Source organism: Streptomyces sp. CLV115, from assembly GCF_038448545.1.
Taxonomy (GTDB): Bacteria; Actinomycetota; Actinomycetes; order Streptomycetales; family Streptomycetaceae; genus Streptomyces; species Streptomyces sanglieri.
On sequence record NZ_JBCEWQ010000270.1, the window covers coordinates 1 to 5702 of the forward strand.

The following is a 5702-nucleotide window of genomic DNA, read 5'->3' on the forward strand; positions in this document are numbered from 1 at the left end:
CCGCACCCCCTTCGCCCCGCCGCACCCTGCTCGGACGGATCTCCCTCCCCGAGCGGAACTACCTCGCGGAGGCGCTGCGCACCGAGACCGTCGGCGGCATGATCCTGCTGGTCGCCGCGATAGTCGCCCTGGTGTGGGCGAACACCTTCGGTTCGAGCTACACGTCCGTCAGCGACTTCCACTTCGGCCCCGAGTCACTGGGCCTCAACCTCTCCGTGGCGCACTGGGCGGCCGACGGGCTGCTCGCGATCTTCTTCTTCGTCGCGGGAGTCGAACTCAAGCGGGAACTGGTCGCGGGGGAACTGCGCGACCCCAGGGCGGCCGCCCTACCGGTCGTCGCCGCGCTGTGCGGAATGGCGGTTCCGGCCGTCGTCTACACGCTGGTGAACGTGGTCGGCGGAGGTTCGACGGGCGGCTGGGCCGTCCCCACCGCCACCGACATCGCCTTCGCGCTCGCCGTCCTCGCGGTCATCGGCACCTCGCTGCCGAACGCGCTGCGCGCCTTCCTGCTGACCCTCGCCGTGGTCGACGACCTCTTCGCGATCCTGATCATCGCGGTCTTCTTCACCGAGCAGATCAACTTCATGGCGCTGCTCGGCGCCTTCATCGGCCTGGCCGTCTTCTATCTGCTGCTGCGCAGGAACGTGCGCGGCTGGTACATCTACATCCCGCTCGCCCTGGTCGTCTGGGGCCTGATGTACAACAGCGGAATCCACGCCACGATCGCCGGTGTCGCCATGGGCCTGATGCTCCGCTGCACCCGGCGGGAGGGCGAGAACCACTCGCCCGGCGAGCACATCGAGCACCTGATCCGTCCGCTGTCGGCCGGTCTCGCCGTGCCGCTGTTCGCCCTCTTCTCGGCCGGGGTCTCCCTCAGCGGCGACGCGCTGGCGGACGTCTTCACCCGGCCCGAGACGCTCGGTGTCGTCCTGGGCCTCGTCGTCGGCAAGACCGTGGGCATCTTCGGCGGTACATGGCTGGCCACCCGGTTCACCAAGGCGGAGCTGAACAAGGAGCTGGCCTGGGCCGATGTCTTCGCGGTCGCCTCACTCGCCGGCATCGGTTTCACCGTCTCGCTGCTCATCGGCGAGCTGGCCTTCGCCGGCGACGAGGTAACGATCAACGAGATCAAGGCCGCCGTGCTGATCGGTTCCCTGACGGCCGCCGTGTTCTCCGGTGTACTGCTCAAACTGCGGGTACGCAGACACCGGGAGCTGCACGAGGCGGAGGAGCTCGACGAGGACCAGGACGGGGTGCCCGACATCTACGAACAGGGCGACCCGGCGTACCACCTGCGGATGGCCGCGATCCACGAGAAGAAGGCGGCCGAGCATCGCCGCCTTGCCCAACTGGCGGGGGCGGCGAGCAACGAGCCGGACAGTCCGGCATGATCTGACAGCAGATGTGTTCAGCAGCAGGACTGGAGAGGGAGTCAGGGATGAGCGACCCCGGCAACAACGCGGGCAGCGCCGACCGCAGTCTCGGGCAGCTGGTGGCCTCGGCGACGGCGGAGATGTCCGCACTGGTGCACGACGAGATCGCCCTGGCCAAGGCCGAGGTCCGGCAGGACGTCAAGCGCGGGGCGATCGGCAGTGGGGCGTTCATCGCCGCGGGCGCACTGCTTCTGTTCATGATGCCGATGCTGAGCTTCGCGGCCGCCTACGGAATCCACAACCTGGGGATGGGCCTGGCGTGGTCGTTCCTGATCGTGGCCGGCGGGTTCTTCCTCCTGGCGGTCCTGCTGGGGCTGATCGGCCGGCTCAAGTTCAAGAAGGTCAAGCCGCCGGAGAAGTCCATCGCGTCGGCCAAGCAGACGGCCGCCGTGCTGCAGGGCGTCAAGCCGCACCCGCGGCCCGCCGTCCCGGCGGGAACGAGCCTTCCGGCTGCCTCCGGCAGCACGCTGACGGGCAAGGCCATCGAGAAGGCTCCGGTCCAGGACAAGGGCTCCTCTGTGGCACGCTCGTCCACATGACGGTCCCCGATTCCAGCGCATTCGGCCCGGTAGGCCCCGTAGGCCCGAAAAATCAGGCAACCCCTGCGGACAGGGGCGACCGGGCAGGCTCGGGCAGCACCACAGGCCCTGCGAACCCACCCGACTCACCCGACTCGACGGGGCCGGCCGGCTCGACCGGCGCACCCGTCCCGGCGGCCTCCGGTGGGCCCGTGCGGATCGACGGGCCGTGGACCCACCGGGACGTGGCGGCCAACGGCGCCCGTTTCCACATCGCCGAGCTCGGCGAGGGGCCGCTGGTGCTGCTGCTGCACGGCTTCCCGCAGTTCTGGTGGACCTGGCGCCACCAGCTCACCGCGCTGGCCGACGCCGGCTTCCGGGCCGTGGCGATGGACCTGCGCGGGGTCGGCGGCAGCGACCGTACGCCCCGGGGTTACGACCCCGCCAACCTGGCGCTCGACATCACCGGCGTGATCCGCTCGCTCGGCGAACCGGACGCGGCCCTGGTCGGCCATGACATGGGCGGCTACCTCGCCTGGACCGCCGCGGTGATGCGTCCGAAGCTGGTGCGCCGCCTCGTGGTCTCCTCAATGCCGCATCCGCGCCGCTGGCGTTCGTCGATGCTCTCCGACTTCGCGCAGTCCCGGGCCGGCTCGTACATCTGGGGCTTCCAGCGTCCGTGGGTTCCGGAACGTCAGCTCGTCGCGGACGACGCGGCGTTGGTCGGCCGGCTGATCCACGAATGGGCGGGCCCCCGGACCCCGGAGTTCCCCGACGACGCGACGGTGGACGTCTACCGGCGCGCGATGTGCATCCCGTCGACGGCGCACTGCTCGATCGAGCCGTACCGCTGGATGGTGCGGTCCCTCGCCCGTCCGGACGGCATCCAGTTCAACCGGCGGATGAAACTGCCCGTGCGGGTACCGACTCTGCATCTGCACGGTTCACTCGATCCGGCGATCCGCACCCGAAGCGCGGCGGGGTCCGGCGAGTATGTCGAAGCTCCCTACCGTTGGCGACTTTTCGACGGTCTGGGACACTTCCCCCACGAGGAGGACCCGGACGGGTTCTCGGCCGAACTCATCAACTGGCTCAAGGATCCGGAGCCCGACCGGTAGCCGCAGAGGCACAGTTGTCCGTCGAACGGCCAATTGCCCGGCGCATAGGCCAATTGGCTGACGGATGGGCGGTTACCGACCATGAGGCACGGGCAGACGTCCCGGTATGGGCTGGACGCACGACTTCGGTGACGCAGCACGCAACCGCCGCTCGACCGCCACGGCGAGTCCGAGCACTCATGAGGGGGGCGGCCCCCAGGGCCGGGTGCACGATATGCAGGTTCTGCACGATCCCCAGCTCGGTATTCCGCGCATTCTGCGCCGCAGGGCCCGCTGGGTCTCGGCGCGGCTGCGCCATCCACGCGGATGATGTCCGCCCCGGTCGGCCGGTGAACGCTCACCGGCCGGGCGGGACTTCACCGCACTTCGCCCGGTCTCGACGGGCCGCGCCTCGACGGCCGTGCCGCACCCGGGCCATGCTCTGACCCGGACCCGGACCCGGACCCGGACCCGGACCCGGCGCTCAGCGGGCACACCGCAGGCGCCCGGCGGACCTCAGCAGGCGCTCAGAGCGCGCACACCTGGCTGTCGACCTGCTGGTTGGCAGCGCGGCCGCGTGCGATGTCCTGGCGGATCTCGTCGGCCGTCAGCGCGTACCCGGTGTCGGGGTCGTCGAGCGACTTGGCGAACACGACGCCGTACACCTCACCCGCCGGGGTCAGCAGCGGTCCGCCGGAGTTGCCCTGACGGACCGTCGCGTAGAGCGAGTACACATCGCGGTGGACGGTGCCCCGGTGGTAGATGTCCGGTCCGCCCGCGTTGATACGGCCCCGGACCCGCGCCGCCCGTACGTCGTACGAGCCGTTCTCCGGGAACCCCGCGACGATGGCACTGTTCCCCGTCCGGGCGTCGCTGTCGGGGCCGGCGAACCGCAGCGGCTTCGCGTCGAGGTCCGGTACGTCGAGCACGGCGATGTCGCGCCGCCAGTCGTACAGGACGACCTTCGCGTCGTACACCCGGCCCTGGCCGCCGATCTGGACGGTCGGCTCGTCGACGCCTCCGACGACGTGCGCGTTGGTCATCACCCGGCGGTCGGAGAAGACGAAGCCGGTGCCTTCGAGGACCTTGCCGCAGCCCGGGGCCGTGCCGACGACCTTGACGATGGACTTCTTGGCGCGGGCCGCGACGGGGCTGCCGACCAGCGCCGGGTCCGGGGCCTTGACCTCGGTGATCGGCTCGTTGGCGAACGGGCTGAAGACCTGCGGGAAGCCGTTCTGGGCGAGGACCGACGAGAAGTCCGTGAACCAGGTGGAGGCCTGCGTCGGCATCACCCGGGAGATGCCGAGCAGGACCGAGGAGCTGCGGACCTCCTTGCCCAGCGTCGGCAGCGTGGTGCCGGCCAGCGCGGAGCCGATCAGCCAGGCGACCAGCAGCATCGCGACGACGTTGACCAGGGCGCCACCGGTGGCGTCGAGGGCGCGCGCGGGCGACCAGGTGATGTACCGGCGGAGCTTGTTGCCCAGGTGGGTGGTGAATGCCTGGCCCACCGAGGCACAGACGATCACGATGACGACGGCGACGACGGCAGCCGTCGACGAGACCTCGGAGCCGTCCGTCAGCTGGTCCCACAGGATCGGCAGCAGATAGACGGCGACGAGGCCGCCGCCCAGGAACCCGATCACCGACAGGATGCCGACGACGAACCCCTGTCGGTAGCCGATGACCGCGAACCACACGGCGCCGGCCAGCAGCAGGATGTCCAGCACGTTCACCGTCTATAGCCTCGCAGATTCGTCACCGGGCCCGTTCTCCTTCGGCTGGCTCCGGGCGGGGCCGGACAGCGCAGCACGGGAGTCAGACTGTCATGCGCGCCAGTCGAGCGGCACCTGCTTGGCCCTGTCCCAGGGGCGCTCCCAGCCGGCGAAGTGCAGAATCCGGTCGATCACCCCGGCGGTGAAACCCCAGACCAGGGCGGATTCGACCAGAAATGCCGGACCCCGGTGACCGCTCGGGTGGACCGCGGTCGCGCGGTTGGCCGGATCCGTGAGATCCGCCACGGGGACGGTGAAGACCCGGGCCGTCTCACCCGGATCGACGACGCCGACCGGGCTCGGCGAGCGCCACCAGCCGAGGACCGGTGTCACGACGAAGCCGCTCACGGGGATGTAGAGCCGGGGCAGCACACCGAAGAGCTGGACCCCGCGCGGATCGAGACCGGTCTCTTCCCTGGCCTCCCGCAGCGCGGCCCTGAGCGGCCCCGTCGTCGCCTGGTCGCCGTCCTCCGGATCCAGGGAGCCACCGGGGAAGGAGGGCTGTCCGGCGTGGGAACGCAGGCTTCCGGATCGCTCCATGAGGAGCAGCTCGGGGCCGCGCTCACCCTCGCCGAACAGCACGAGCACGGCGGACTGCCGCCCGGCGCCGCTCTCCGGCGGCAGGAAGCGGCTGAGCTGGTCGGGCTCGATGGTCCGCGCGGCACTGGCCACGGGGTCGAGCCAGACGGGCAGCCCCTCGGTCGTGACGGCGATCGCGGCGTCCTCGTCGCCGGCGGTCGTGGCCGCGGCCGCCGCGACCGCCGCCGCGGGGCTGACCGCCGCAGGGCCTGCCGTTGCACTGCTTCCTGCTGCCCTGTTTCCCGCTGCCGAGTCGCCCGTGACGGGCGCGGTGGGTCCTGCGGCTGCGGACCGGGCGGTGAC

Annotated in this window: 6 protein-coding genes; 4 read left to right on the forward strand and 2 right to left on the reverse strand. The window is 70.8% G+C overall.

Going from position 1 to position 5702, the window contains the following annotated elements; translation table 11 throughout:
* The 4 genes from nhaA to AADR41_RS40850 all read left to right on the forward strand — a co-directional run.
* On the forward strand, positions 1-1391 hold a 1391-nt coding region (gene nhaA, locus AADR41_RS40835), incomplete at its 5' end, for a Na+/H+ antiporter NhaA (protein WP_342287421.1).
* Between the two features lie 47 nt (positions 1392-1438).
* The gene (locus AADR41_RS40840; RefSeq protein WP_342287422.1) at positions 1439-1972 is read left to right on the forward strand and encodes a phage holin family protein; all 534 of its coding nucleotides are present in this window, start codon (positions 1439-1441) and stop codon (positions 1970-1972) included.
* Positions 1969-3069: an alpha/beta fold hydrolase gene (locus tag AADR41_RS40845; protein ID WP_342287424.1), complete on the forward strand. Its 1101-nt coding sequence runs from the start codon at positions 1969-1971 to the stop codon at positions 3067-3069. Before AADR41_RS40840 ends, AADR41_RS40845 begins: the two co-directional genes overlap by 4 nt.
* 106 nt (positions 3070-3175) lie before the next feature.
* Positions 3176-3379: a hypothetical protein gene (locus tag AADR41_RS40850; protein ID WP_124719555.1), complete on the forward strand. Its 204-nt coding sequence runs from the start codon at positions 3176-3178 to the stop codon at positions 3377-3379.
* 196 nt (positions 3380-3575) lie between these two features.
* On the opposite strand, the gene AADR41_RS40855 is transcribed toward AADR41_RS40850, so the two are convergent.
* Positions 3576-4781, reverse strand: coding sequence for a MarP family serine protease (locus AADR41_RS40855; RefSeq protein ID WP_124719556.1), 1206 nt, complete (start codon positions 4779-4781; stop codon positions 3576-3578).
* Positions 4782-4871: 90 nt separating this feature from the next.
* Positions 4872-5534 (reverse strand): NUDIX hydrolase, encoded by a 663-nt coding sequence (locus tag AADR41_RS40860; protein WP_342287425.1) that lies wholly within the window; start codon positions 5532-5534, stop codon positions 4872-4874.
* Positions 5535-5702: the final 168 nt, after the last annotated feature.